We start from the raw sequence: 23,826 nt of genomic DNA, 5'->3' as shown, positions 1-23,826 counted from the left end.
CCGACCTGTCACTTGCCGGAATAGGCATTGCCGGAGCCGAGGAACCGGCGTGTCGCCGCACGGGCAGCTTCTTCCGCTTGCCCCTTGCGAGCCGCATCCTCCGCCTCAGCCCGATATTGCGCCGCCATCAGGGTCTGGATCTGCATCTGCTGCTTGGCCGTCAGCGCAATCAGCTGGTTGGCAGCCTGACTCGCCTGCAACGCCCCGCCAGCCGCCTCACTTCTCGTCACAAGCTCACTGAGCAAGCCCTGGTCCGCACGCACATTCTCCACGATCTGGGCCTGCAAACGCAGGGTCTGACGGAATGCACTCATCGCACTTTGCCAACGCTCACGCGCCGCGCTGGCCATATCGCTGGCAGCAAGCCCTGCCTGGTAGCTGTCGGGATAGGCTTGCTGCCATTGCCCCTCAAACTGCTGCAGATCAAAGCTCAGACCCTCAGCCTGGATCATCAAGCCGTCGATCCGCGTCAAAGCTCCCTGCAACTGACCAAGCGAAGAAAAATCCAGCCGCTCCAGATTGCGCGCCATGTTCTGCAACATGCTGGCCTGGTTCTGGAGCTGCAGGATCTGATTGTTGATCTGTTCAAGAGCCCGCGCGGCCTGCAGCACATTCTGCGCATAGCTCGAAGCGTCGAATACCGGCCAGGCCGTGTGCCCCGGCTGCGGCAAGACAAGGGCGATCGCAGCAAGCCCTGCAAGGAATGCCTGTCTCATGACGTTCCATCCTTTCGTTGAGGGGAAAAGCGCGCGGCCAGTTCAGCCGCCCAGTCGAGGCCCTGCGCCTGCAAGAAGGCAGAGAGAAATTCGTCCCGCGCACGCTCGGCCAAGAGCCTGTCCATAAGCGCCTGCGCCGCCGGATCAGACGCACCGCAGAGCGCCAAAGCGAGCGGACCAAGCCCCAGCTCGAACAGCCGGTTGCCGCGCCGCGATTGCAGATAGTAGTGACGCTTGGGAGTTGCCTGTGCGATCAGATCGATCTGCCGCGCGTTGAGCCCGAACCGCTCATAAAAGCCCCGGGCCTGCGGTTCGATCGCCCGATCATTGGGCAGGAAAATGCGCTGCGGACATGATTCAATGATCGTCGGCGCAACCGCACTGTCCGCCACATCCGCCAGAGACTGGGTGGCAAATACCACCGCGACATTGCGTTTTCTGAGAACCTTCAACCACTCTCGGATGCGAGACGCAAACAGCGGATCATCCAGGTAGATCCAGGCCTCATCAAGAATAAGAAGGGTCGGACGGCCATCAAACCGCGCCTCCAACCGGTGAAAGAGATAGGTCAGAACCGGCAGGACCGCGCCAGGCTGATGCATCAGTTCTTCGGTCTCGAAACACTGCACATCCGAAAGCGCCAGACGGTCCTCAGCTGCATCCAGCAAGCGACCAAATGGGCCGTCCAACGTGTAAGGTTGCAACGCCGCCTTGATCCCGCGCGCCTGCACCAGGATGGACAGACCGGTCAAAGTGCGCTCCTCGACCGGCGCACTCGAAAGACTGCCCAGCGCCGACCAGACCGCCTCCTTCACCTCTGGCGTGACCACAACCTGCTCATGCGCCAGCAAGGCACTCACCCATTCTGCCGCCCAGCTTCGTGTCGCGGGATCATCAATGTCGCGCAGCGGCTGGAATGCCAGCGGGTTGGTCGCCTCGTCCTGCGCCGCTCCAAGCGCATGATGCTCTCCACCACAGCCAAGCACTGCAGCGCGTGCCGATCCGCCCTTGTCGAAAATATAGACCTGAGCCTCGCGATATCGCCGAAACTGAAGAGCCATCAGCGAGAGCAAAACGGACTTGCCTGCTCCCGTTGGTCCAACGACAAGCATGTGACCAACATCGCCAACATGCGTGGACAAGCGGAACGGCGTCGAGCCAGACGTCTCGGCATGCAACAGCGCCGGCCCACCCAGATGCGCATTGACCGAAGGCCCGGCCCAGACCGCCGAAAGCGGCATCAGATGAGCAAGGTTCAAAGTATGAACCAGCGGCTGGCGAATATTGGCATAGACCTGCCCCGGCAAACTGCCCAGCCAGGCCTCCACCGCATTGACACTCTCGCGAATACAGACGAAGCCAAGACCGCCAATCACCCGCTCGACGGCACGGACCTTGTCTTCGACACGTTCACGGTCCCTGTCCCACACGGTGATCGTCGTGGTGAGATAGCCAAAGCCAACATGGTCGCCGCCGAGCGCCTGCAAAGCCGCATCCGCATCAAACGCTTTGTTGTTTGCATCGCTGTCGAGCAGTTGCGCAGGCTCGTTGGTCAATACCTCGCGCAAAATCGATGTGATCGACTTGCGCTTTGCAAACCATTGCCGACGCAGCCGCGTCAGCTGCTTTGTCGCAGCCGCCTTGTCCAGCGGAATGAAGCGCGTCACCCAGCGATAAGCGAAATCCTGATGGTTCAACGCGTCCAAAATGCCGGGCCGCGTCGTGTTGGGAAAACCGAGTACCGTCAGGGTCCTCAAATGGCATTCACCCAGCATCGGCTCCAGACCGCCGGCCAGAGGCGTATCCACCAACACGGCGTCGAGATACATCGGAATCTCCGGCCGGGCGACCACCGAGCGACGGGTCGAGATCGTTCCGTGCAGAAAGGTCAAGGTCTCCGCATCGCCAAGGGCACGGATCTCCGGCAAAACCCCGGACAGCAGGTCCTGAACCCGCTCGGTCTCATCCCGAAACCAGGCCAGTTCCTGCCACCAGTCTCGCTGGGTTGCCGTGCCGCCCGTCTCGACCAGAGTGTTCCTTGCACGCGCCTGCGCATCCGGCGGCGGCATGTAGGTCAGCGTGAGATGGCAGCGGTTTTCAAAATGCTGCCCCTGCCGCCCCTCCGCAAACGCCGCGCGGCGCTCCTCGTCAACAAGCCAAGAAGCCGCATCGGGAAATCGGGACAGCGGGTAGTCCTGTGCTTCGCACCGCTCAGCCTCGAAAAACAGAGCCCACCCCGAGCCCAGACGCTTCAACGCATTGTTGGCACGGGCACACGTGCCAAGCAGTTCCGCATCCGTTGCGCTTTCAAGGTCAGGACCACGAAAGCGGAAGCTGCGCTGAAACCCACCATCCTTGTTGAGGACGATGCCAGGAGCAACAAGCGCCGCCCAGGGAAGCAGATCCGCCAAGCGATCCGCCTTGTTTCGATATTCACCAAGCTTCAGCAACCCCACCACCCCTTCTGCCGGAGGTGCCGCAAGAGCACCATCATGAAGTCCGGATCCCGCTTGCCGGCAAAAACGCTGAGCGTGTGCCCAGCCAGAAACAGCAGCAAACCGGCAATCCACTGTTGCAATCCAAGGCCGATGGCCGCCGCCAATGTGCCGTTGAGAATGGCAAGCGAACGCGGAGCACCGCCAAGCAGGATCGGCTCGGTCAAGGACCGGTGTACCGGCACCTCGAACCCCTCGATCCCAGGTCCTGCCTCCCTCACAGGAGCGCCCCGCCGCCAAAGGAAAAGAAGGACAGGAAGAAAGAGCTTGCCGCGAAGGCGATCGACAGACCGAAGACGATCTGGATCAACCGGCGGAAGCCGCCAGCGGTCTCGCCAAAGGCAAGCGTCAGCCCGGTGATAATGATGATGATCACCGCAATGATCTTGGCGACCGGCCCCTGCACAGATTCCAGGATGCGTTGAAGCGGCTCCTCCCAGGGCATGCCAGACCCTGCGGCCCAGGCCGGTCCTGCTGTTGCAAACGCTGTGATGAACAAGAGCGACCTGCGGATGGCCACCGCAAAGGCGCGGATCTGCGTAAAGCTGTTGCGCATGGACAGTCCTTTCTTCAGGAAGGTGACAATTGCGGAAGGCTGAGAGGGGCGATGACATAGCCGTCAGTCGGGTCGACACCCGAAACCGCGGCAATGGTCTCGACCGAACGCGCCGCCCCCCGGCCCGACATGAAGACAACAAGATCAATCGCCTCGGCGATGAGCCGCCGCGGCGCGACCGTGACGCTCTCCTCAACCAGTTGTTCCAACCGGAACAGCGCTGAACGGGCCGAGTTGGCGTGAACCGTGGCGATGCCGCCGGGATGGCCGGTGTTCCAGGCCTTGAGCATGTCAAGAGCCTCGGCCCCTCGCACTTCACCAACAATGATGCGGTCAGGGCGAAGGCGCAGCGTGGAGCGGATCAAATCCGACAGACGAGCAACACCTGCTCGTGTGCGCAAGCTCACACAATCGCGCGCAGCACATTGCAACTCGCGCGTATCCTCAATCAGGATGACCCGCTCGTTGCAGCCGGCAACCTCTGCCAATAACGCATTGGCAAACGTTGTCTTGCCGCTGGATGTGCCTCCTGCGACCAGAATGTTCTTCCGCTCGCGCACCGCTCGGCGAAGGAGCTCCGCCTGGCTCGGTGTCATGATCTGACTGGCGACATAATCTGCCAGCGTGAAGATCCGCAGGGCCGGCTTGCGGATGGCAAAACACGGGCCCAGTGACACCGGCGGCAACACCCCCTCAAACCTTTCCGATCCAAACCCTTCCGAAAGCGCGGGAAGCTCGGCGCTGATGATCGGACTGTCCGCATGCACCTCTGTGCGAACATGAGAGGCAACCAGTCGAATGATGCGTTCAGTCTCGGAAGGGTGAATGCAAATACCCGCATCACTGCGCCCCTCGCCCAAACGGTCAAGCCACAGCCTGCCGTCAGGATTGACCATCACTTCAATGACGGAGGGATCCCTCAAAGCCTCACCAATTGCCGAACCGATCGCAGTCCGCAACATCGTCCGACGTCGCTCTTCCGCCGTCGGGTTCATGACCAGTCTCCCCCCGCACCGGTGCGGGCCGGGCGAGCCTCCTGGTGCGACGCAGCACCGGTCCCACTGCTGGCGGCCTCAGGCTCAGTCGGCTCGTGAACACCGAAAGACTGCGTTCCAGATGCCAGCTGTCGTGCCACCTGCTCGACAAACTTGCGATAACGCTCCTGTGCCACCGCCTTGCCAGCCTGGTCCGGAATCGGCGTATGAGCGTTGAATGTCAGATAAAGCCTGACATAAAAGGCCAGCCCCTCCATCAGCACGGCAAGGTCACGGCGAATGCGGCCATTGTCGCGTGTCATCCGGTCCAACCGGCTTCGCAACACAGGATCGACGACCGGAGCTGTGCTTGGATGAGAAAAATGACGAATCGCCAGCGCAACTGCCGACGACTTGCTGCCATCTGCCTTACGCGTCAATCTTTCGAGCTTAGAACTCGCCTCATCGTCCAGATAAATCGTATGGCGACGCTTCATGAAACCTGTTCCCGGAGCCTGTTTTGAACCGGGAAAAGCTTCGAGCATTTACTGAAATTCTCTTATACCCTTTATCTACGCTGAGATACGCCAAAGCAATCACCTGAAAACCAACGGAAAAACCCCACCCGATCACCAGGCACTCAGACCTTGGACCAACTCAGGCCAATGCCGGCGCAAAGGTTGGCGTTCCAGACAGCCCTCACGACCCGCCGGACAACCGCACGGGCCTGTCGTGCCGCATAGGCCTGTGCAGAGCAGCGGCGACAGCCCCGCGCCGGAAATCGCCGCGCGCCATCTCGCAGTTGGTTGCATTGATGGCATGATCAGCTACAGCGATACTGGCTGACTCCGCTTGAAGTCTTCAACATCGCCCTGCTTTGCCGTACGCATCCGGCGTGGGCCGCCTTGTCGGATTGACCTGACTGTGGCCGATTGTCCTTATGGACGTACATAGGGACAACTGCTGGCCAGATGTGAGCCGGTTAGACATCATCGAGCTTGGTCGGCGGCGCGAATTTACGGATGCTGCGCGGCTGCGGAGTGTCGAGGAAAGCTATTCGGCTCCGCGACTTGGGTCAGCGACGGCGCGCAAATACGGGCTTTCTCGCTCACCGTTGAATACGTGGCGGCGCGCATATCGGGAAGGTCGGTTCGCCGACGGTGATTTTGATGGCTTCGTGCCTGCACTTGTCGCGCCGGAGTCGCCCGTGCCGGCGCCTGTCTTGCCAAGTTTGTCGGCGGGCGGGCGCATGGAGGTGCTGAGCGCAAATGGGCGTCGCGTCATTGTCGACCGCGATGTCGACGTCGATGCATTGCTGCGCATCATCCAGGATCTTGAGGCTCTGCGATGATCCCGATCCCGGCAGGCGTTCGGGTTTGGCTGGCGACGGGCTACACGAATATGCGGTGCGGGTTCCCGTCGCTGGCACTGCGTGTGCAGGAAGTGCTGAAGCATGACCCTCTGGGCGGTCATCTGTTCTGCTTCAGGGGCCGCCGCGGCGATCTGATGAAATTGATCTGGCATGATGGCCAGGGGCCTGTCTGTTCACGAAAAAATTGGAACGAGGAAAGTTTATCTGGCCTTCCGCTGACGGTGGCGCGGTGACGATCTCGCTGGCGCAGCTGTCCTGTTTGCTTTCCGGGATCGACTGGCGAAACCCGCAGGAAACCTGGCGTCCGACACGGGTTTGACTGCATTTACCTATTGAGATTATTGGGAAATCTGGTTGAATGTCATCATGACGTCGACACCGGTTTCCCTGCCCTCGGACCTTGCTAGTGCCCATGCGGTGCTGCTGGCCGAACGCGCGGCACGGCTCCAGGTGGAAGCGCGGTTGGTAAGCACCGAAGCGCTGATCGTGGAACTGCAATTGCTGATCGACCAGTTGGAATTGCAGCTCGAAGAGCTCGTCACATCGGCTGCCGAGGATGAATGGGGCGACGAGGAAGCTGCGGTAAAAACGCAGGCCGTGCGCGCCTTCACGCGCAAGCGACCGGCACGTCAGCCCTGGCCGGAGGACATCGAACGCGAACGCATCGTCATCGAAGCCCCGGCGACCTGCGTGTGTTGCGGTAGCTCGCGGCTGTCGAAGCTCGGCGAAGACATCACCAGAACACTGGAGGAGAGGCCGCGCCGCTTCAAGCTGATCGAGACGGTGCGCGAGAAATTTATATGCCGGGATTGCGAGGCGATCAGCCAGCCGCCTGCGCCGTTCCATGCTACACTGCGCGGCTTCCTCGGCCCGAACCTTCTGGCGACGATCGTGTTTGACAAGTTCGGACAGCACATCCCGCTGAACCAACAGAGTACACGTTTTAGATGCGAAGGCATTGCCCTGTCGACCCAGACGCTGGCCGACCAGGTTGGCCACGTCACCTTCTCCCTCAAGCCGCTCTTCGACCTGATCGAGGGCTATGTGTTCGAGGCCGAGCGGCTGCATGGCGACGATACGACGATCCCGATCCTGGCGAAGGGCAAATGCACGACCGGGCGCATATGGGTCTACGTGCGCGATGATCAGCCGTTTGCAGGACCGGCGCCCCCGGCTGCGGTCTTCTACGCCTCCAGCGATCGGCGCGGTGAGCACTCGCAGAGACACCTGGCCGACTTCAGCGGCATCCTTCAGGCTGATTGCTACAGTGGCTTCAACCCGCTCTTCGACCGAACGAGGAAACAGATGCCGGCGACGCCTGCCTTCTGCTTCGCCCATGCGCGCCGAAAGTTCTTCGAATTGGCAGATGTCGCCCGCAATGCGCGGCGCGGTAAAGGCGCCAAACCGATCTCGCCGCTCGCGCTTGAGGCTGTGACGCGCATCGACGCTCTGTTCGCCATCGAGCGCGAGATCAACAGCCTCAGCGCGACCGAGCGGCTTACCGTCCGGCAGGAAAGAGTAAAGCCGTTGCTGGCCGGTATGGAGGAATGGCTGCGCACCGAACGAGTCAGCCTCTCGCGCTCATCGCCGGTGAGGGAGCCGATCGACTACGTGCTGACGCGTTGGGTCGACTTCGCCCGCTATGCCGACGACGGGAGGATTTGCATGACGAACAATGCGGCGGAAAGAGCGTTGCGCGGCGTGGCCTGCGGCAGGAAATCCTGGCTCTTTGCCGGTTCCGATCGTGGCGCCGACCGGGCGGCCGTCATGCTCACGCTCATCATCACCGCGCGGTTGAATGATGTGGATCCCAAAGCATGGCTTGCCGATGTCCTCGCCCGCATCGCGACGCTGCCGCTCTCCCGTCTCCATGAACTGCTCCCCTGGGAGTGGAAACGGCTGCGCCAGACTGAAAGTCCCACCCTTATGCTGGCGGCCTGACGATGGCGGGTTCTCTGGTTCGCCTGAAGGTCACCCTTGATCACGTCGAACCGACTGTGATGCGGCGCCTTGTCGTGCCATGGCGTATCAGGCTCAGCCGATTGCATGAGGTGTTGCAAGCCGCGATGGGCTGGACCAATACCCATCTCTACGAGTTCCAGATCCGTGACGTTGGCTTTGGTTTACCTGACCAGGAATCGGGAGATGGCCCGCTCGATGCGCGCAAAGTCTCGCTCCTGTCGGCAATCCAGGACACCGGTGCGAAATCCTTCAAATACCACTACGACTTCGGCGACGGCTGGACGCACAGCATCAAGATCGAGCGCACGTTCCCTGTCGTTGCACTGGCGGACCCGATGCTGATCGAGGCAACGGGGCGCTGCCCGCCTGAGGACGTCGGTGGCCCTTGGGGATATCAGGAGTTCCGCGAGGCGCTTGCCGACCCCAGTCATGAGCGGCACGCCGAGCTTGCCGAATGGTGGGGCGCCAAAGACTTCGACCCGAACAATGCCGCCTCCGCCGACCTCAACAGAGCCGTTGACAACCTGGCCGCGAAATGGGCGCGTAGATCACGCCGGAAAACCTGACAGCCCACTACGCTAGGCGCTCAACGGCGGACCACGCCTCATCACCATAGACCGATTTGCCCCTAACCCGCGCGTAAAGATGCCGCGTGACTCCTCGGATGCTTACGCGGTGCCGACTGATCGGCTCCATACCTTCTGCCTTCCCATAGCAACCACACAGCCCATCTGTAGGCGGCAAGATCATGATCCCTTCGAACGATGCTAGGCCTCGCCCGATGTTGTGCTGCGCGGCTGCCAAACAGATTGAAACCGACCGTCCAGATATTGGGATCGTCCAGCACACATGAAGTCAATTGGCCCCAGCGGCGCAAGCCCTCTCACTTCGCCAGTCGACCCCATGCAGCCGTTCGGAACTGTTGCCCATCTCCCTACAGGCTCGTCCGAGCAACCCACACTGCGCAGGACACCGGCGGTTTAGCCCATGCCAGGGCGCACCCATGGTCTTCATACCGCGAGCCGCAGATGCAAAAAGCGGCAAGCACCCCCGACCATTCGGTAAAATCCGAGGCACGCGGAACGGAAGTGCAGCCCGCAAAATCGAGCGAAACGCATTGCAAAAGGTGCTGCGACCGCCAGCTACTCACGTCAAGGAAGCAAGGCGGACGATTTTAAAGATCCGTCTCTGACGGGAAGGGACGACAATGCCTGGATTGAAACCGTAAGCCCAGCTGCCCTCATATACTCCCCGATCAGAACCAGCGCCGCATCCATATCCCCTTCAAACATTTGTCGGTTAATCTCTGTCGAGACTGAAATCACATAATGTTTATCCATTGTCGCTTGCTCCCTCATGCCCATCAAGGCGCCTGAACGAGACCGTCGTTCAGCTCGCTGATGCGAGATCCAATCTCACGCATGCGAAGGTCCAACCGGTCAGGTCCGTCATTCGGGTGATAGTCACGATTGCGGGACGACTTATGCGTCCATTGCCGCAAAATCATCGCCGTCCAGACAATCTCAACCTCAGGATGTCTGGCCAGGCGATCTCTAATCTCTTCCAATCGATCATAGCCAGCCGCCTGGACAAGAATGGTCATGTCTGTCCCGCCCGCAATCGACCATGCCCCGATGAGCTCAGGCCAATTCTGTATCGTGTCATGAACCAACTTGCAGAACGGGCGGCGTAACTTCATGTGAAAGAAAGCAGATTCTCCGCTCTGCTTTCCCCGCCCCTCATCGGCAAGCGTGATCGTGAAGCGCTCGATCACCCCCCGGTCGAGAAGCCGATCAATACGATTCTTCACGGTCATGCGTGACACATCGAGAAGTGCTGCCAACTCGGTATTGGACCGTCGCGCATCCTCGGAAAGCAGCTGGATCAGCCTTCGGTCAAACGGGGAAAGTACATTGTCAAAAACATCCTTGTCACCCATTGCGAGCCCTCACGTCAAAATGCAACCAAGGCGAGAGTATTCATGCATTTCGCTAGACTGATGTCAAATCGCTTTCTGTGAATTGGCGTTTTGTATGCCTAACAAGGTTTGAGGTTCACAAGCTGGAGCTCGACCATGACCGACTTGCATTTCGCAAAATCCGAAATCCTGCGCAGCTTTCACGAGGATGATTGGCGCCTGCCGGTTTTCCGGGAATTCGCCTCGACGCTTGAAAGCGACGCCCGTCCGTTTCCATGCATCTATGGGATCAGTGGCTATCGCGCCAACCAATTGCGATTTGCTTTTCTCGACCCGATCAAAGCCACGTCGCTGGCACCAATCCTTGCGGACTACATCAAGAATGCGCGATCCTTCGGCCCGCACACCACGCTGGTCGTCTTGTCCAAACCGGGGCGGGTCGAGCCGCTTGAAACCTATCGAAAACGCTTCTGGACGTTGCTCGCCGACTTGTCGGTACTGGACATCGCGGAGTGGCCCAGCGCGATCCCACACGATCTTGACAATCCGAAATGGGAATTCTGCTTTGCAGGGGAACCGGTCTTTGTGGCTTGCAATACTCCAGCCCACGTCCTGCGGCAAAGCCGTCGCTCTTCCGGCATGATGCTGCTGTTCCAACCCCGCTGGGTGTTCGACCGCGTTCTTCCTACAGCAGAAAAAGCACAGAACGCATTCGACGCCGTCCGTCGACGCCTTCTCGGCTACGATCTGCTCCCCCCCTCCCCCTCATTGGGACGCTATGGCGACCCGGCAGTGCGCGAATACCAGCAGTACTTCCTCGGTGAAACCAGCGCGAAAGCCGTCTGCCCTTTCCAAAGCCTGCGACACTCATCCCATCCCGTTAAAGCGGAGACAGAAAAGGCATGAGCAACCCTCTCCATAAATCGCGGGTCGATCCCTCCAATATCGGCGGGATCATCCGGCGAACCCTTCCCGACCAGGGAAAACTTACCATCCAACGCGATGTCCCCGGAAAGGAGCACGTCTGGCATCACCACAACAGCGACGAAACCATCATCGTTCTTGAAGGAAGCCTTCGTTTCTACTGGGACGAAGGAGAATGCTACTGCCGTCGCGGCGACGTCATCGCGCTGCCTGCAGGAAAAACACATGGCACAGTCGCGATGGAGGGAGGAGCGCTCTACCTCATCGCCTGGCATGCCTTCGCAATCTGATGTGATCGGCAAGCAGGAGAACACAAGTGTCCGGCCTCAAACACCCCCTGACCGTCGGCCGTGGAACGGCATTGATGCTCAATATCGTCGTGGGGGCCGGCGTTCTTGCCCTACCCGGCCTCGCTATCCAGTTGGCCGGCAATCACGCCTTCCTTGGATGGATCATCTGTGTTTGCACATCACTGCCACTGCTCACAGTGTTCGTGATACTCGGCAAACGCTATCCCAATGCCGGAGGTATCTCCCACTATGCGCACATGGCTTTCGGCAATCGCGGCTATCTCACGGGAGCCTTCTTGTTGTTGGGGGCGGTGGTGTTCGGATTGCCCTCCATCGCCCTGACGGGAGGACACTATCTCGCGCTCATTGTGGACATTCATCCAGCAGCCGCAGCCACCCTGCTGCTTGGACTTGCCACACTCATCCACCTGTTTCCCTCCGAACTGGTATCGAAGACAAACGCGATCCTCGCCGTCGTCATCGTGCTCGCCGTCACGACACTGGTCGTCTTCGGCCTTCTTCGTCTGGACACGACCACCGCACAGCCCGGACAGGTCTTTCCTTCACACTGGGATCTGTCCCAGGCCCTCACACCTTTCATGATGATTTTCTTTGCCTTCACCGGCTGGGAGATGGCAGCCAACACCTCCGAAGAGTTTCGCAATCCTCAGCGGGACTTCCCGATATCAATGTATCTGACGTTTTCAATCGTTGTGTTTCTCTATCTTTCAATAGCTTATATATCACAAGCTGCCCCTTTCCAGACCGGGTTCGAAACGGCATTCGGTGGGATTGCCTTCAACATGTTTGGGCGCCCAGGCCTGTTCGGAACCGCCTTGTTGGCCGCTCTCATCGTCTTGGCAAATCTTGCCGGAGCCTTGTGGGCCGTCTCTCGCCTTCTTTACTCCCTCAGCAGAGAGCGCTATCTGCCACACCAACTGCAGCACAGTCCCGGTGGAACACCTTGGCTTGCAGTCCTCACATCATCGATCATCATCTCGATAATTATCGCTGCCAACGCACTAAAGGTATTTGAACTGAACTTTATGCTGGCGCTGGCAGGACAGAATTTCTTTATCCTATATGGCCTTGCGTCTTGCGCATTGTTTCGGCTGTCAAAATCATGGGGTGAGAAGATCATCGCAGCAACTGGCGCAGCGATCATCGGACTTCTAGTCATCGTCCAGGGCGTGGCCATCCTCTACCCCTTGCTCATTCTGGGGTTGGCTTTTGCCGTGGCGATCGCAAAAGGCAGACCAGACGTGGAAAGACAACAGCCAATCACGTGAACGGCCTCGGCCCTTCACCAGCAGCAGGAGGCGGCTATGACCACCGAACCCATCCTCGTCCGGACAAAACTCCACTACGCAACTGAGAACCTGAAGGCCGCCCAGACCATAGCTGCTCAGGAAGGATTTGAATTCCTCGTCTATCTGATCGCGATGGCGCTCAAAGAAGCAGATGACCTTTTGCGCAGCAGCTCTGGATCCGAGACACAGAATGTCGTCAATCTGAAGCGCGACTGATCAATCCGCCATCCCATTTTGCCGATTTTGACAGCCTCCTCATCAATGCGCCCAAGGAGCGGCCTCGCCTTGCCAACATCCCGTGCAAAGTGCCGGCATGCCCAGCTTGTGAACCGTCGCATGAGGACAGGTCGCAGCCGCAACACATGCCACAGCCAAAGCGCCCCGATCACGCGGCCGCCACACCACACAGCAATGGCGCACGTCAGACTCGTTCGCGCGGAAAGCGGGCCAGGCTGAATTTTAGCAGGCTTCTCTGATTGGGGTCGTTGAGGTCAAGCTCCTCCTGCTCGTTTTCCGGATCATGTCGCTCCGCGGGTCACGCGCTTCTCTTCGCGGTCGGTGCGTGGCCGCCGCATGATGGGGTCAGAAAGGCTCGGCGTCTCAATCTGTTGAACGACCTTGGGAGATCTTGCCCAGGATCTAACCTGCTAACGAGATCGCCTTGCCCATCGCTCCCACGGAACGATCCGGCATCGCCCTTGCGGGCGAAGCTGTAGTTGTTCTTGCTCCTTCAGTTGCCGCCTCGTTCAGGCCACCATGGCGGAGACCGATTCCTTGCCGTAGCGGAATTCGGTTGCGTCAGCCCACATGCGGTGCAGGATGACAGCGAGCTTGCGGGCGACTGCAATCCGGGCCCGCGCCATGCCGCGACGCTTGGCGATGGCTATGCCCCACGCTCTGAGGCTCGACCATTTCTTTGACCTCACAAGCAACGAATGCGCGGCTTCGTAGAGTGCGGTGCGGGCGAGTTCGTCGCCGCAGCGGCTCACCTTGCCCACTATGTCCGTCTCGCCAGACTGATACCGCGCTGGTGTCAGGCCGAGGTGCGCACCCACCGCTCGCGAGCGGCTGAACCGGTCCGGCCGATCGATGGTGGCGCGGAAGGTGAGCGCGGTGATCGGGCCGACGCCGGGAACGCTCATCAGCCGTCGGCAGACGTCTTCCTTGCGGACAATGTCGATAACTTGCTTCGTCAGGCGGACGAACTCCGCAAGCATCGTCGCCAAGATCGCAAGAAGCGGCTCGACCATTGCCGCTACCTGGGCGTCGGCATCCGCCAGTTCGCGCACGCGGCTGGCAAAAGCGGTTCGCGACAGCGTGCCGAGTTTGATGCCGGCCTCGCGCAGGATTGCGCGAACCACGTTCTCGATGCTGCGCATCTCGTTCAGCACCGTGCGGCGGGCGACGAGCAGCGAACGCCAGAGCCGGCACTGCCGGCTTTTCACATGCACCTGTCGATACCAGCCCGTGCGCATGATCTGCGCCAGAGCTCGGGCATCGTTGCGATCGGTCTTGTTCGGCATCGTCTTCATCGCCGCATTGGCCTGCCGGCTTTCGATGCAAATGGCGTTCACTCCATCGTCGCGCAGATGGTCGTGAAGCCATGCCGTCAGCGAACAGGCCTCCAGCCCGACGCGCTCCAGCGGCAAATCGATAGTCCGCAACGCTTCCGATAGCGCCTGCGGCTCGCTCGCCGCCCGAGCCTCCTTCACAATCCGACCGTTCTCGTCGGCAACACAGATCGCGGTCTCTTCCAAAGACACGTCCAGTCCGGCAAAATACTTCATGGCTGCTCCTCCTGATGCTTGTGGCGCTCTACAGCGACCACGTTCTCACATCTCGACAGGAGCAGCCGCCCTTACCTCGGCTCGGGCGAGACCCCAATCACCCCATCTGTTGAAGACGTTGCTCGCCTGCCCGCCCGCGTCAGATTCACTCCCCTTCTTGATGAGGGAGGGATTGCGGTGCGAGGTTCGGACGAGGCGTCGGGAGCTCTGTTCAGCTACGTGGACTAGGAGGCGCGGGTGCGGGCGGATCATCCGCTGCGGGCGATCCGGCAGCTTGCGAACGAGTCGCTTGCGGCTCTGCAGGCGGACTTCTCGGCGCTCTACTCCGGGATGGGGCGGCCCTTGATCCCGCCGGAACGGCTGCTCAGGGCGATGCTGCTGCAGGCCTTCTATTCCATCCGCTCGGAACGGCAGTTGATGGAGCGGCTCGACTTCGACCTTCTGTTCCGCTGGTTCGTCGGGCTCGGGGTCGACGATCCGGTCTGGGACCACTCCACCTTCTCCAAGAACCGCGACCGCCTGATCGAGGGCGATGAGGCGGCGCGCTTTCTCTCCGCCCTGCTCCCCCAGCCACGCGTGAAGCGGCTCCTGTCCAGCGAGCACTTCAGCGTCGACGGCACGCTGATCGAAGCCTGGGCCTCGATGAAGAGCTTCAAGCCCGAGGACGGCACCGGCCCCGGCGATCCGCCGACGCCCGGCGGCCGCAATGCCGACGCCGACTTCCGCAGCGAGAAGCGCTCGAACGAGACCCACGCCTCGACGACCGATCCCGATGCCCGGCTCTACCGCAAGGGGCCCGGCATGGAGGCCAAGCTTGCCTTCCTCAGCCATGCGCTGATGGAGAACCACTCCGCTCTCCTCATCGATGCCTGCGGGACTCGCGTGTCGGGGCACGCCGAACGCGTTGCGGCGCTGGCCATGATCGAAGCCCATGCCGATCGGTCGCGCTCGATCACTCTCGGCGCCGACCGCGGCTACGACGCGGCCGACTTCGTGAACGAGCGCCGGTCCATGAACGTGCGCCCCCACATCGCCCACAACCTCACCCGGGCCAAGGGCCGCTCGGCCATCGACGGTCGGACGACGCGGCACGCCGGCTATGCCGCCAGCCAACGGATCCGCAAGCGCATCGAAGAGAGCTTCGGTTGGATCAAGACCGTCGCCGGGCTGGAACGGCCGATGGTCCGCGGCGTCGACCATGTCGGATGGGGCTTCACCTTCGCCGCCACAGCCTACAACCTCGTCCGATTGCCCAAGCTCATGGCGAGGGTGACCTGATGGCCAGGCGCCCGGCCTTCACCCGCGCCTTTGCCGGCCGCTGGCGGATCACACTGATGGACACGTTCCCGGACGACGTCCTCGACATCGCCGGCGAGGCCCATCTCACCTTCACCGGCACCGATGACGGCGAGATCGCCTTCATCGCCGTCCGCGGCCTCCTCGATGTCCGCTACGGGTCCCGCGACGGCGTCGCCACCGCCGAGCTCAGCTTCGAAGGAGCCGACGATGGGGATCCAGTCTCCGGCCGCGGATGGGCCAGCCTCGGAACCGCCGGCCGCCTCGTCGGGCACATCTACATCCACAAAGGCGAGGAATCCTCCTTCGTTTGCCAGCGTGGGTGACGTCTTCAACGGCCTGCTAGCAGATCGTCCGTGCCGGCCAACCAAAGCCTCAAAATCCATCGAGAACATCTCTCTCGGGCCCCAAAGCCTCGTTCAGGCCATAAACTCTTGCAGGTCCGCCAGCGTGCTCAACAGCCTGCTTTTTAGCCGCCACATCGGCCTCGTCCAAGTCCAGCCCGGGAAGCGCCAGTTGCTCGGCCTCGCCCCGCTGTGCAGGCTCGTGCTCCTCCACACGCGGATACTGCCGCTGAACTCCTGCTCCTTCACTCAAACTCTCCCCCTGCCCGCCAAGCTCGCCTTCATCGGCCACCAGCCGATCATCCGTCTCACGGACCAGGCCGCTCCAATCATCGGGCCGCGCCTCAGGCCGGTCTTGATATTCGCTCCCACACAGACGCGGAGCGGGCAACACCCGACCTACGAAATTCCGATCTTCGTAATAGCGAAGCTTCTTTGCCCGGATCGGCGGCAGGCCAGACACCAGAACCAGTTCATCCTCCGATGGCAGCTGCATGACCTCGCCAGGCGTCAGCAACGGTCGTGCGGTCTCCTGACGGCTGACCATCACATGGGAGAGCCAGGGCGCCAATCGATGCCCAGCATAGTTGCGCTGTGCCCGCAATTCTGTCGCTGTTCCAAGCGCGTCAGATATGCGCTTGGCTGTGCGCTCGTCATTTGATGAAAAGGCGATGCGAACATGACAGTTGTCGAGGATCGCATTGTTTTCCCCATAGGCCTTCGAGATCTGGTTCAAGCTTTGGGCAATGAGATAGGCGCGGATGCCATAGCCAGCCATGAAAGCCAGAGCCGTCTCGAAGAAATCAAGCCGCCCAAGCGCCGGAAACTCATCGAGCATCATGATCAACTGATGTCTGCGGCTCTTGCGCGGATCCCCCTCCAGGCGCTCAGTCAGCCGCCGCCCGATCTGGTTCAACACCAGCCGTACCATCGGTTTGGTTCGGGAAATGTCCGAGGGCGGAATAACGAGATAGAGTGAAATGGGATGCTCAGCATCCATCAGATCCGCGATACGCCAATCACAGGCAGATGTTGCCGCGGCAATGGTCGGATCTCGGTACAGCCCGAGAAATGACATCGCCGTCGACAAGACACCGGATCGCTCGTTCTCCGACTTGTTCAGCACCTCGCGTGCCGCAGAAGCCACCACTGGATGAACTTTCGGCTTGTCCGGCGTGCCAAGGTGGTTTGTCACCATCATTCGCCAAAGTGTCGCCGCAAAAGAGCGACGAGGATCAGACAGAAAATTGGCAACGCGAGCCAAGGTCTTCTCCTCCTCGGCATACAGCACATGCAGGATTGCTCCTACCAGCAATGCGTGACTGGTCTTCTCCCAATGATTTCGCCGCTCCAACGCACCTTCCGGATCCACCAGAACATCAGCGATATTTTGAACGTCACGGACCTCATCAAGCCCCTTACGCACTTCCAAGAGGGGATTGTAGCGAGCAGACTTGGGATCCGTTGGGTTGAACAACAGACAGTGCGAAAACTTGGACCGCCAGCCAGACGTCAACTGCCAGTTCTCTCCCTTGATGTCATGGATCACCGCCGACCCGGTCCAACTGAGCAAGGTGGGGATCACCAAACCAACGCCCTTGCCGGACCGTGTCGGTGCAAAAGCCATGACATGTTCAGGCCCGTCATGGCGCAAATAGCGCCCCTCAAACCAACCCAGAAAGACACCCGCGGAGCCAAACAGACCCGCTTTGCGAATCTCTCGCTGCACAGCCCAGCGCGACGAACCGTAGGTCGTCACCACTTGGCTTTGGCGCGCCCGCCACAAAGATCCCACAATGGCCACGCCGCATCCAAGCACACCACTGGCAGCTGCAAGCATGCCAGCCTTGTCGAACACATCCGGTGCGTAGGCCTCAAATAAAAACCACCACTCAAACACCTTCCAGGGTTCATATATCGGCCAGCCGAACAGGAAGAACCAAGCGCCGCCAAGCTGCGCTTGGTGGCCCAGCATAGACGCACACCATTGCGTCGCCGCCCAGATACCAAGACAGACTATCGCGAAAACGATCGCGATCTGGCCGACAAGCAGTTTGTTGGGCTGCATGCTCTGCTACTCCTTTGCAGATAGCATCCACCCAAAACGGCAAATCAGGTATGTCCCTTACATACGCTCAATACGCCGGCACTTGCCGGAGCCTGTCCTGATCGGGTCCGCCAACTGCTGGACGAACCGGCCTCTCGACCGCGCACTTTGCGGGGGCGGTGGAAAAGTCAGCCCCCCTCACCTCGGCCAGATCTCTCTTGCTGTCCCCAATCAGCTAAGGCCGAGACCCCTCAGCGGCAGGATGAGCGGGAGCGCCCTAAGCACACCTTGCGCAACAGAACAGAGGCATCAGAGGCGCCCCCATACCGAGCGCAAGGATCAGGGTCAGAAGCGCAAGGCCAGGCACGCAAGTGCTCCTGTCGAGTTCAAGGGAGCCGCACCAGTCGCTGTCGATGCGGTCTTTCTCCTAAGCCGGGACAGTCGCAGCGTCCGTCGCGGCTAAGCCCGGATCCCCGGGCCCCGCCGGGCTGCGAGCGGGCAGCGCGACAGCGTCGTTGCCCCCCACGCAGCAAAAGCGGGGGCCGGTCAAAAGGTCAACTTGGCGCACGGGTTAACAGTCAACTGGACCGAATTTCCGATCGGGCTCTCGCGGGAGCTGCAAAATCTGGGTGACAACGGTAAGGGCATTGAGATCGAGCTGGTCGATCTGTTCCCCTTTCACCAGTGCCAAGACATACCGTCTCGCCGCGTCCATGACATCTGCAGCAGGCCACCCGCCTGTGAGTTCACCTAATATCCTCAGCCCAATGATCCCCACCAGACGGCTCGGCTGAACGATGAGCGCGGGTGCGTCCCGCGACGAACATCTAGATCTGCCTCACAGCCAAGTTGCCAGCACGCTCGCCGCCTCACCTGCAATCAAGTACCGCCCCCTTCCCCAAGGCGACCCCGGCGCGGACGTTCGTTGCAACAAAGACAATGCCGCCTCACCGCCACCCACTCGCACCAAACCAAGGCTCAAAAGAGGTCAATGAAACAGCTACTTGCCTGCCAGTAGAGGCGTGAGCTCGACTCGCTTTATCTTGCGAATAACACCTTTGCCCCCCTTCCCTCCTGAAATGTGACGGGCGAGTATGCCAAGTTCCTGCTTTGTGACCCTGTCAGGGGGGCAGCCACGCGTGCACGGCCGACGTTGCAACCCAAAGGACTCGTGGTTTTTTCCCTCCGTATGTGATCGCGAAAGAGGGAAAAAAAGACTGTGCCCGCACGCAATATCCGTGCTCAACGCGCCAGAAAATTCTTCATGATCACGTCCTTCAACAGCAGGATTTTCCAGCCTTGCCAGCGTTGCTTCAATGCGCGCGACATAGGCCTTTGTCTCATCGGGTAGCGGTCTTCCGCCCTCTAGGAAATCCTGGTACCGACCCGGTCCGGCATTGTAGGCCGCAAACAAACCCGGATAGCCAAAGCGCTTATACATCGCCGACAGATAAGCAGTTCCGGCCATGATATTCGCGCGAGGATCAAACGGATCGGCCGGTAGATCGTGTTGCGCGCTCACGTCAGCCCAGGTCCCAGGCATCAGCTGCATCAATCCTATGGCCCCCTTCGGCGAAACCGCGTCCGGATTACCATTGCTTTCAGCCAGAATGACAGCCCAGATCCAGCTCGCCGGAAGCTTGAAGCGCTCCGCCGCATCTTGAAGATGATCTCGGACTCCCTCAAAAGATGCCGCCTCAGCTGGCGTCAAAACGCCGCCCAATAGCTTCAAAAACCGGCAGACCAATGCCTTGATCTGACTGCCAAGCGCTACGCTCTGTGTCTCGCCGCCTCGCCCAATCTTGTGCTGCCCAGCGGAACCCGCATTCCCCTTGCTCACCCACAGTGGCCTCAACCGGCCAATCACAACCTTGTCCCGGACAGGGCCAAAATAACGGCTGTCAAAAGATCGCAAGGACGTGTTTGACAGAAGGAAAAACTCGTTTTCAGAAAGGCTGCGGCAGCCCGCCCAAAGCGGCAACCGACGTCCCCGTTCATCGCCTATCCGCTGCTCCCCAACCATCTCACCATTGATGATGATTGCGCGCCCGAAGGCGCAAGCATGATCGCCAGCACCTGCAACAACGCGCTTCACAAGCGGAACGCCATTTGGCAAATAACCGCGTTCGGCCGCCAGCTGTGCCATGGAACCAGGGAGCTTCACGAGAGCAAAATCACCAGGTTGTGGTGTGCCTGGAATGACAGAATAAAGTCCTGTCGGTGCACTTGCGGAAACATTCCAAACCAACACAGGCCGAGCTCCTGTCAGCAACGAAACGCTCAGCAACATCACTGCTGAACCCGTGGTGGCAAGCAATGCAGATGACGGCCGTGTCATTCGCCCTCTCCTTCCCCAAGCACACAGGAAGGGGTCGCGCCTTGCGACCAGGCCTCAAGATCGGCAATGTGGTAGCGAACAAAACGCCCATGTTTGCGATAGCGTGGCCCCGCGTCTGTCAGCCGCATTTTCTCCAGCGTGCGGTAGGATAGGCCGAGATAGAACGCAGCCTCGCGCGTGGAAAGGAAAGGCGAGCCCTTGCGCGCAGCAGCAGCTTTTGCATTGTGATCCGTCACTTCTGGCTCCATTCATCGTTCGTGTGAATGGTCAGAGCCTGTCAGAGCACTGAACCTGTGCTCAGGATCGAATTTTGCCGGTGCCGAAAACGATCCCCCTGACGATCGCGTCGATCGTCAGAGTTCGCTATGTGCTGCGACCAACACGTCACCAATCAAGCCGCCAGTCTCACCTGTCCGACAGACGACCAGAAAAGACGGTGGTGCTTAAGCCAGTAAGCTGCCGGGACGATGAAAGACGTCACCAAACGACCTCTGCCTTCAGCAAAGCTTTCCAACCGCTGCACCAGCGCTCAATCCCAGGCTCCTAAGACCGGCCCACTCGGCGCCAGCAATCCGACGGCACTGCCACAGCAGCACGTGAGCTTCCTGCCAGCCCATGCTGGCAGGAAGCGGATGAGTGCCTCAGCACTCGCGCGGCTCCCAAAGCACCAGATAATTGATGCTTCCATCCGCCGGAGCGTCGACCTTGACAAGGCGCGCGCGCAACCAGTTCGGGCCGAACTCAGGAGCCGCGAGCTTCAGGCTCAGATAGGCCTCGCCACTCGACTTGGCGACCTGGCTCCAGCCTGCGCCAACCTCATAGCCCTGGCCGTTGCCATCGTAGACGCGATAGTCGGGGCCATTGGTCGATGCTTTCGCGACCGGGACAATGATGAGGCTGGCGACAACGTTGAGCGTCTTCAAAGTGCCGGAGAAACTGCCGTCCTTCTGCTTCGTGAACGTTCCAAGAGCGATGGCCATGATGGTGATCCTTTCATGTCTCCTCGCAGGACCCATCCCTGCGATGGTGAGAGCGGAAAGACCGCATAGCCGAAACAGTTCACCCGCAGCGTCAGCGAAGGGCCGCAACACCGTGGAGGAGCCGCAAGACAGGAAATTTGAAGCAAGGCGGCGCGCGGAATGCCGGCATAAGGTGGCCGCCAACGGCCCCGTGATGCCGGCAGGGGAAATTTCCTGTCCTGCGGCTTGAACGCCTCGGCGCGGGATATACGCCGAAAGCCACATATGCAGGGATGGTGCTCTGTTCGAAAGACACCCGAAGGCGCCTTCATGGCCAGCCTCTACCCGGACGTCCCTAGCCAAAGAGGGCATCTCTGTAGCACATCAAGGAAGAGCACGGATCGCACGTCCTCCTCATATCAACCCCGCGGCGAGCGATCGACCACCGCTCCATCGATGCTAAACACTTGAGGATCGGCAAGGCGATGGCCCAGCGCCGACCGCATCAGCCCCACGTCATGTGGCCAACTGTTGCGGTCACATCCCACTGAGTGACGGCATTCAACACTCTCGCGAGCTGCTTTGAAGCCTCGCCGTCAAGCTGGCTGAGCGCTGAGGATGGTGCCGCCAAAAGCGGAGCGGCTGGCCTTGCCACGAAAGGCGTCATCACTCCGATGACTGTTTCCGCTTGCGCTTCAGCACCCGCGCAGCACGCAGAGACACCTTGCGAAGGTGCGCGAGCACCGTCAAACAGCCCCACTTGCGCCAGGCGTGCAAGCAGGCCAAACCTATTAAATAGTCAGAGCCGATACCCCAAAACGTCATTCTTCACCGACTTCGGCGATGCAAGTGACCGGAGCCAGCGCGCATTGTTTCCCCGGCCGAGTTTACCGAGGAATTCCAGCTGTCGCGCAATCCCCTGGCCAAGATCATGCGGTGCCTCGTTCAGGGCGAATTGATCGAGACGCGGCGCGGAAGTGGCGACGACCCGGTTTCCGCCATGCCGGCACGCTCGATCAGCCTTGCTGCGCTAGTACGCATTCGGGGCATGGCCACTCGCTTCTACAGTGCTTAGCCGCCGGTGGCTGCACGTCCCATGAGCGCTGCCGACGAAAGGCAGATGTCCGATCGGCAGAAGCCGCGCGTTCCTCGCAGAACTCAATCGCAGTGCACTTGCACAGATCGACCTCGCACTGCAGAAAATGGCATAAGCAAGAGGTCGCACCAGTGGAAACCACCTACTCCCGATGGAGGCCTCAAGGCTAATACAGGACCCGAACGCGGATGCAGGGTTTTCAAAGATTGTTTGGCCGATGGAGATCGGCAACGCGACGGGTCAGTTTCCTCGCCAACTCATACCACACTACCCCGGACGCACGCGACCGAGGCGGCCTTTCGTCCTCGTAATCACGCTACGCTGCAGCCTGTTCCGCCTCCCGCGCGATCAGCCAGTTGGCGGCCTCGGATGCTTTGGAGGCGGCGGTGAAGACGGCCTTCTTGTCGTCCTTGAGGACCTTGAGCCAGTGGGCGATATACTGGGCGTGGTCGGCACGGGGCTCCGGCGTGATGCCGAGATCGCCGCACAGGAAGGCCGCGCCAAGCTCGGCGACAAGCTCCTCCATGGCGTAGCTCTCGGCATTGAACCGACCGACGAGATTGCGGTCGAGGCGGTTCGGCGCGCCGGACCAGTGAACCAGCTCGTGGCACAGGGTCGAATAGAAGCCCTCGGCCGGCGAGGTGGTGGCGGTGCCGGTGAAGCGGCGACGCTCGGGCATGCAGATCATGTCGGCGGACGGGATATAGCAGGCACGGTCCCCGCCCTCCTCGATCCTGGCGCCGGTTGCCTTGGCAAAGGCTTCGGCGCGGACGATCGGATTGAAGACGGGCGCTTCGGGCAAGGGCTGTTCTTCGCTGGCAAGATCGAGCCCCTCGACCTGGGCGGCGTTGAAGACGAAGCTGGCGCGGGCCATGAAGCGCTCGGCCTGCTCGCTCTCGCCGGTCTGCTCGTTGGTCTCCTCGACCGACAGCGTCTTGTAGAAGACCACCAGCGAGGACTTCTCGCCGCGACGCACCTGCGCGCCGCGCGCCTGCCACTGGCGATAGGTGCCCCACAGATGCGAGGGATAGTCCTGAACCTGCGCCGCCACCCAGAGCGAGACGATGTTGACGCCATTGTAGGGATTGCCGGAAGCGATGTTGACGGGGCGCTTCATTGAGCCGCCCTTGTTCCTGATCCAGGGCAGGCTGAACTCACCGGCGCTCTCGAGCGCGTCGACGATGCGGTTGGTGATCTCCTGGTGGACATCGAACTTCTGAATGCGGGCCATGATCTCTCTCCTTGTGCCTGTTGAGGCCGCGACCACTGCGGCCTGACGGCGTCCGGAGAGGCAGGGAGAGGCGCGCCCTTGCACCCCGAGCGAGCGGAGCGGCAAGCGAGCGGGCGGGCGAAGCGGAAAGACGGCGCATGCCGTTGCAAGGGCGCTCCTCCCCTGCCAGGACAGCCAGCAAAGGCCGCAGGCGGCGCGGCCAGGATGGGGG

At 60.6% G+C, this 23,826-nt stretch carries 22 protein-coding genes and 1 pseudogene; 10 read left to right on the top strand and 13 right to left on the bottom strand.

Annotation, left to right across the window (positions count from 1 at the left end):
* Window positions 1–8: 8 nt before the first annotated feature.
* Genes trbJ through P2PM1_RS24130 form a run of 6 tightly spaced genes read right to left on the bottom strand, consistent with a single transcriptional unit; the run spans window position 9 to window position 5,286 of the window.
* On the bottom strand, window positions 9–716 hold the full coding sequence (trbJ, locus tag P2PM1_RS24155) for a P-type conjugative transfer protein TrbJ (protein WP_186400857.1): 708 nt from the start codon (window positions 714–716) through the stop codon (window positions 9–11).
* Window positions 713–3,166 (bottom strand): conjugal transfer protein TrbE, encoded by a 2,454-nt coding sequence (trbE, locus tag P2PM1_RS24150; RefSeq protein WP_186400856.1) that lies wholly within the window; start codon window positions 3,164–3,166, stop codon window positions 713–715. The genes trbJ and trbE overlap by 4 nt, the downstream gene beginning before the upstream one ends.
* Entirely contained in the window at window positions 3,160–3,432 is a 273-nt protein-coding gene (locus P2PM1_RS24145; RefSeq protein ID WP_186400855.1) for a VirB3 family type IV secretion system protein, read from the bottom strand. The genes trbE and P2PM1_RS24145 overlap by 7 nt, the downstream gene beginning before the upstream one ends.
* Window positions 3,429–3,767 carry a TrbC/VirB2 family protein gene (locus P2PM1_RS24140; protein WP_244301622.1) on the bottom strand — a complete coding sequence of 113 codons (339 nt, stop codon included), beginning with the start codon at window positions 3,765–3,767 and terminating at the stop codon, window positions 3,429–3,431. The genes P2PM1_RS24145 and P2PM1_RS24140 overlap by 4 nt, the downstream gene beginning before the upstream one ends.
* 14 nt (window positions 3,768–3,781) lie before the next feature.
* A complete protein-coding gene (gene trbB, locus P2PM1_RS24135; protein WP_371637072.1) occupies window positions 3,782–4,762 on the bottom strand; it encodes a P-type conjugative transfer ATPase TrbB in 981 nt (326 codons plus the stop codon).
* Complete coding sequence (locus P2PM1_RS24130; RefSeq protein ID WP_186400854.1) at window positions 4,759–5,286, bottom strand: CopG family transcriptional regulator; 528 nt, start codon at window positions 5,284–5,286, stop codon at window positions 4,759–4,761. The genes trbB and P2PM1_RS24130 overlap by 4 nt, the downstream gene beginning before the upstream one ends.
* A 395-nt stretch (window positions 5,287–5,681) precedes the next feature.
* On the opposite strand from P2PM1_RS24130, the gene P2PM1_RS24125 reads away from it, so the two are divergent.
* The 4 genes and pseudogenes from P2PM1_RS24125 to P2PM1_RS24110 all read left to right on the top strand — a co-directional run bounded on the left by P2PM1_RS24125 (window position 5,682) and on the right by P2PM1_RS24110 (window position 8,641).
* Entirely contained in the window at window positions 5,682–6,092 is a 411-nt protein-coding gene (locus P2PM1_RS24125) for a transposase (RefSeq protein WP_186400853.1), read from the top strand.
* A pseudogene (gene tnpB / locus P2PM1_RS24120) lies at window positions 6,089–6,432 on the top strand (IS66 family insertion sequence element accessory protein TnpB). Before P2PM1_RS24125 ends, tnpB begins: the two are co-directional and overlap by 4 nt.
* Window positions 6,433–6,479: 47 nt before the next feature.
* Window positions 6,480–8,054: an IS66 family transposase gene (locus tag P2PM1_RS24115; RefSeq protein WP_186400876.1), complete on the top strand. Its 1,575-nt coding sequence runs from the start codon at window positions 6,480–6,482 to the stop codon at window positions 8,052–8,054.
* Window positions 8,055–8,056: 2 nt separating this feature from the next.
* Window positions 8,057–8,641 (top strand): plasmid pRiA4b ORF-3 family protein, encoded by a 585-nt coding sequence (locus P2PM1_RS24110; RefSeq protein WP_186400852.1) that lies wholly within the window; start codon window positions 8,057–8,059, stop codon window positions 8,639–8,641.
* A 797-nt stretch (window positions 8,642–9,438) separates the two neighbouring features.
* On the opposite strand, the gene P2PM1_RS24105 is transcribed toward P2PM1_RS24110, so the two are convergent.
* Entirely contained in the window at window positions 9,439–10,014 is a 576-nt protein-coding gene (locus P2PM1_RS24105) for an Lrp/AsnC family transcriptional regulator (RefSeq protein WP_186400851.1), read from the bottom strand.
* Window positions 10,015–10,149: 135 nt separating this feature from the next.
* Here P2PM1_RS24105 and P2PM1_RS24100 point away from each other — a divergent pair, with 135 nt between their 5' ends.
* The 4 genes from P2PM1_RS24100 to P2PM1_RS24085 are packed head-to-tail and all read left to right on the top strand — an operon-like array spanning window position 10,150 to window position 12,733.
* Window positions 10,150–10,899: a YqcI/YcgG family protein gene (locus P2PM1_RS24100; RefSeq protein WP_186400850.1), complete on the top strand. Its 750-nt coding sequence runs from the start codon at window positions 10,150–10,152 to the stop codon at window positions 10,897–10,899.
* Complete coding sequence (locus tag P2PM1_RS24095) at window positions 10,896–11,207, top strand: cupin domain-containing protein (RefSeq protein WP_186400849.1); 312 nt, start codon at window positions 10,896–10,898, stop codon at window positions 11,205–11,207. Before P2PM1_RS24100 ends, P2PM1_RS24095 begins: the two co-directional genes overlap by 4 nt.
* A gap of 26 nt (window positions 11,208–11,233) precedes the next feature.
* A complete protein-coding gene (locus P2PM1_RS24090) occupies window positions 11,234–12,496 on the top strand; it encodes an APC family permease (protein ID WP_186400848.1) in 1,263 nt (420 codons plus the stop codon).
* A gap of 36 nt (window positions 12,497–12,532) precedes the next feature.
* On the top strand, window positions 12,533–12,733 hold the full coding sequence (locus tag P2PM1_RS24085; RefSeq protein WP_186400847.1) for a hypothetical protein: 201 nt from the start codon (window positions 12,533–12,535) through the stop codon (window positions 12,731–12,733).
* Window positions 12,734–13,263: 530 nt separating this feature from the next.
* Here P2PM1_RS24085 and P2PM1_RS24080 read toward each other — a convergent pair.
* Entirely contained in the window at window positions 13,264–14,304 is a 1,041-nt protein-coding gene (locus P2PM1_RS24080; RefSeq protein WP_186400846.1) for an IS110 family transposase, read from the bottom strand.
* A gap of 237 nt (window positions 14,305–14,541) precedes the next feature.
* Between P2PM1_RS24080 and P2PM1_RS24075 the strand changes: the two genes are divergently transcribed.
* Both P2PM1_RS24075 and P2PM1_RS24070 read left to right on the top strand, forming a co-directional pair.
* Complete coding sequence (locus P2PM1_RS24075; protein ID WP_244301621.1) at window positions 14,542–15,582, top strand: IS5 family transposase; 1,041 nt, start codon at window positions 14,542–14,544, stop codon at window positions 15,580–15,582.
* Entirely contained in the window at window positions 15,582–15,926 is a 345-nt protein-coding gene (locus tag P2PM1_RS24070) for a hypothetical protein (RefSeq protein ID WP_186400845.1), read from the top strand. Before P2PM1_RS24075 ends, P2PM1_RS24070 begins: the two co-directional genes overlap by 1 nt.
* A 49-nt stretch (window positions 15,927–15,975) precedes the next feature.
* Here P2PM1_RS24070 and P2PM1_RS24065 read toward each other — a convergent pair whose 3' ends face one another.
* The 5 genes from P2PM1_RS24065 to P2PM1_RS24035 all read right to left on the bottom strand — a co-directional run bounded on the left by P2PM1_RS24065 (window position 15,976) and on the right by P2PM1_RS24035 (window position 23,615).
* Window positions 15,976–18,012, bottom strand: a complete 2,037-nt coding sequence (locus P2PM1_RS24065; protein ID WP_186400844.1) for a conjugal transfer protein TraG — start codon at window positions 18,010–18,012, stop codon at window positions 15,976–15,978.
* A 979-nt stretch (window positions 18,013–18,991) separates the two neighbouring features.
* The gene (locus P2PM1_RS25655; protein ID WP_244301620.1) at window positions 18,992–20,329 is read right to left on the bottom strand and encodes a transglycosylase SLT domain-containing protein; all 1,338 of its coding nucleotides are present in this window, start codon (window positions 20,327–20,329) and stop codon (window positions 18,992–18,994) included.
* Complete coding sequence (locus P2PM1_RS24050) at window positions 20,326–20,577, bottom strand: helix-turn-helix transcriptional regulator (RefSeq protein ID WP_371637067.1); 252 nt, start codon at window positions 20,575–20,577, stop codon at window positions 20,326–20,328. The genes P2PM1_RS25655 and P2PM1_RS24050 overlap by 4 nt, the downstream gene beginning before the upstream one ends.
* Before the next feature lie 393 nt (window positions 20,578–20,970).
* Entirely contained in the window at window positions 20,971–21,309 is a 339-nt protein-coding gene (locus P2PM1_RS24045; RefSeq protein WP_186400843.1) for a DUF736 family protein, read from the bottom strand.
* Window positions 21,310–22,700: 1,391 nt separating this feature from the next.
* Window positions 22,701–23,615 (bottom strand): ArdC family protein, encoded by a 915-nt coding sequence (locus P2PM1_RS24035; protein WP_186400842.1) that lies wholly within the window; start codon window positions 23,613–23,615, stop codon window positions 22,701–22,703.
* Window positions 23,616–23,826 lie beyond the last annotated feature (211 nt).

The sequence above is a fragment of the Stappia sp. P2PMeth1 genome (assembly GCF_900185735.1).
Lineage (GTDB): Bacteria > Pseudomonadota > Alphaproteobacteria > Rhizobiales > Stappiaceae > Stappia.
This window is presented reverse-complemented; position numbering and strand designations above follow the sequence as displayed.

What these genes read in the sequence shown, in the direction of transcription:
- P2PM1_RS24125 (WP_186400853.1), top strand. Translation starts at nt 5,682, where the DNA reads ATGGACGTACATAGGGACAACTGCTGGCCAGATGTGAGCCGGTTAGAC.
- P2PM1_RS24095 (WP_186400849.1), top strand. Translation starts at nt 10,896, where the DNA reads ATGAGCAACCCTCTCCATAAATCGCGGGTCGATCCCTCCAATATCGGC.
- P2PM1_RS24045 (WP_186400843.1), bottom strand. Translation starts at nt 21,309, where the DNA reads ATGGCCATCGCTCTTGGAACGTTCACGAAGCAGAAGGACGGCAGTTTC.
- P2PM1_RS24080 (WP_186400846.1), bottom strand. Translation starts at nt 14,304, where the DNA reads ATGAAGTATTTTGCCGGACTGGACGTGTCTTTGGAAGAGACCGCGATC.
- P2PM1_RS24050 (WP_371637067.1), bottom strand. Translation starts at nt 20,577, where the DNA reads ATGGAGCCAGAAGTGACGGATCACAATGCAAAAGCTGCTGCTGCGCGC.
- P2PM1_RS24065 (WP_186400844.1), bottom strand. Translation starts at nt 18,012, where the DNA reads ATGCAGCCCAACAAACTGCTTGTCGGCCAGATCGCGATCGTTTTCGCG.
- P2PM1_RS24110 (WP_186400852.1), top strand. Translation starts at nt 8,057, where the DNA reads ATGGCGGGTTCTCTGGTTCGCCTGAAGGTCACCCTTGATCACGTCGAA.
- P2PM1_RS24105 (WP_186400851.1), bottom strand. Translation starts at nt 10,014, where the DNA reads ATGGGTGACAAGGATGTTTTTGACAATGTACTTTCCCCGTTTGACCGA.
- P2PM1_RS24035 (WP_186400842.1), bottom strand. Translation starts at nt 23,615, where the DNA reads ATGGCCCGCATTCAGAAGTTCGATGTCCACCAGGAGATCACCAACCGC.
- P2PM1_RS25655 (WP_244301620.1), bottom strand. Translation starts at nt 20,329, where the DNA reads ATGACACGGCCGTCATCTGCATTGCTTGCCACCACGGGTTCAGCAGTG.
- trbB (WP_371637072.1), bottom strand. Translation starts at nt 4,762, where the DNA reads ATGAACCCGACGGCGGAAGAGCGACGTCGGACGATGTTGCGGACTGCG.
- P2PM1_RS24070 (WP_186400845.1), top strand. Translation starts at nt 15,582, where the DNA reads ATGGCCAGGCGCCCGGCCTTCACCCGCGCCTTTGCCGGCCGCTGGCGG.
- trbJ (WP_186400857.1), bottom strand. Translation starts at nt 716, where the DNA reads ATGAGACAGGCATTCCTTGCAGGGCTTGCTGCGATCGCCCTTGTCTTG.
- P2PM1_RS24130 (WP_186400854.1), bottom strand. Translation starts at nt 5,286, where the DNA reads ATGCTCGAAGCTTTTCCCGGTTCAAAACAGGCTCCGGGAACAGGTTTC.
- P2PM1_RS24115 (WP_186400876.1), top strand. Translation starts at nt 6,480, where the DNA reads ATGACGTCGACACCGGTTTCCCTGCCCTCGGACCTTGCTAGTGCCCAT.
- P2PM1_RS24085 (WP_186400847.1), top strand. Translation starts at nt 12,533, where the DNA reads ATGACCACCGAACCCATCCTCGTCCGGACAAAACTCCACTACGCAACT.
- P2PM1_RS24100 (WP_186400850.1), top strand. Translation starts at nt 10,150, where the DNA reads ATGACCGACTTGCATTTCGCAAAATCCGAAATCCTGCGCAGCTTTCAC.
- P2PM1_RS24140 (WP_244301622.1), bottom strand. Translation starts at nt 3,767, where the DNA reads ATGCGCAACAGCTTTACGCAGATCCGCGCCTTTGCGGTGGCCATCCGC.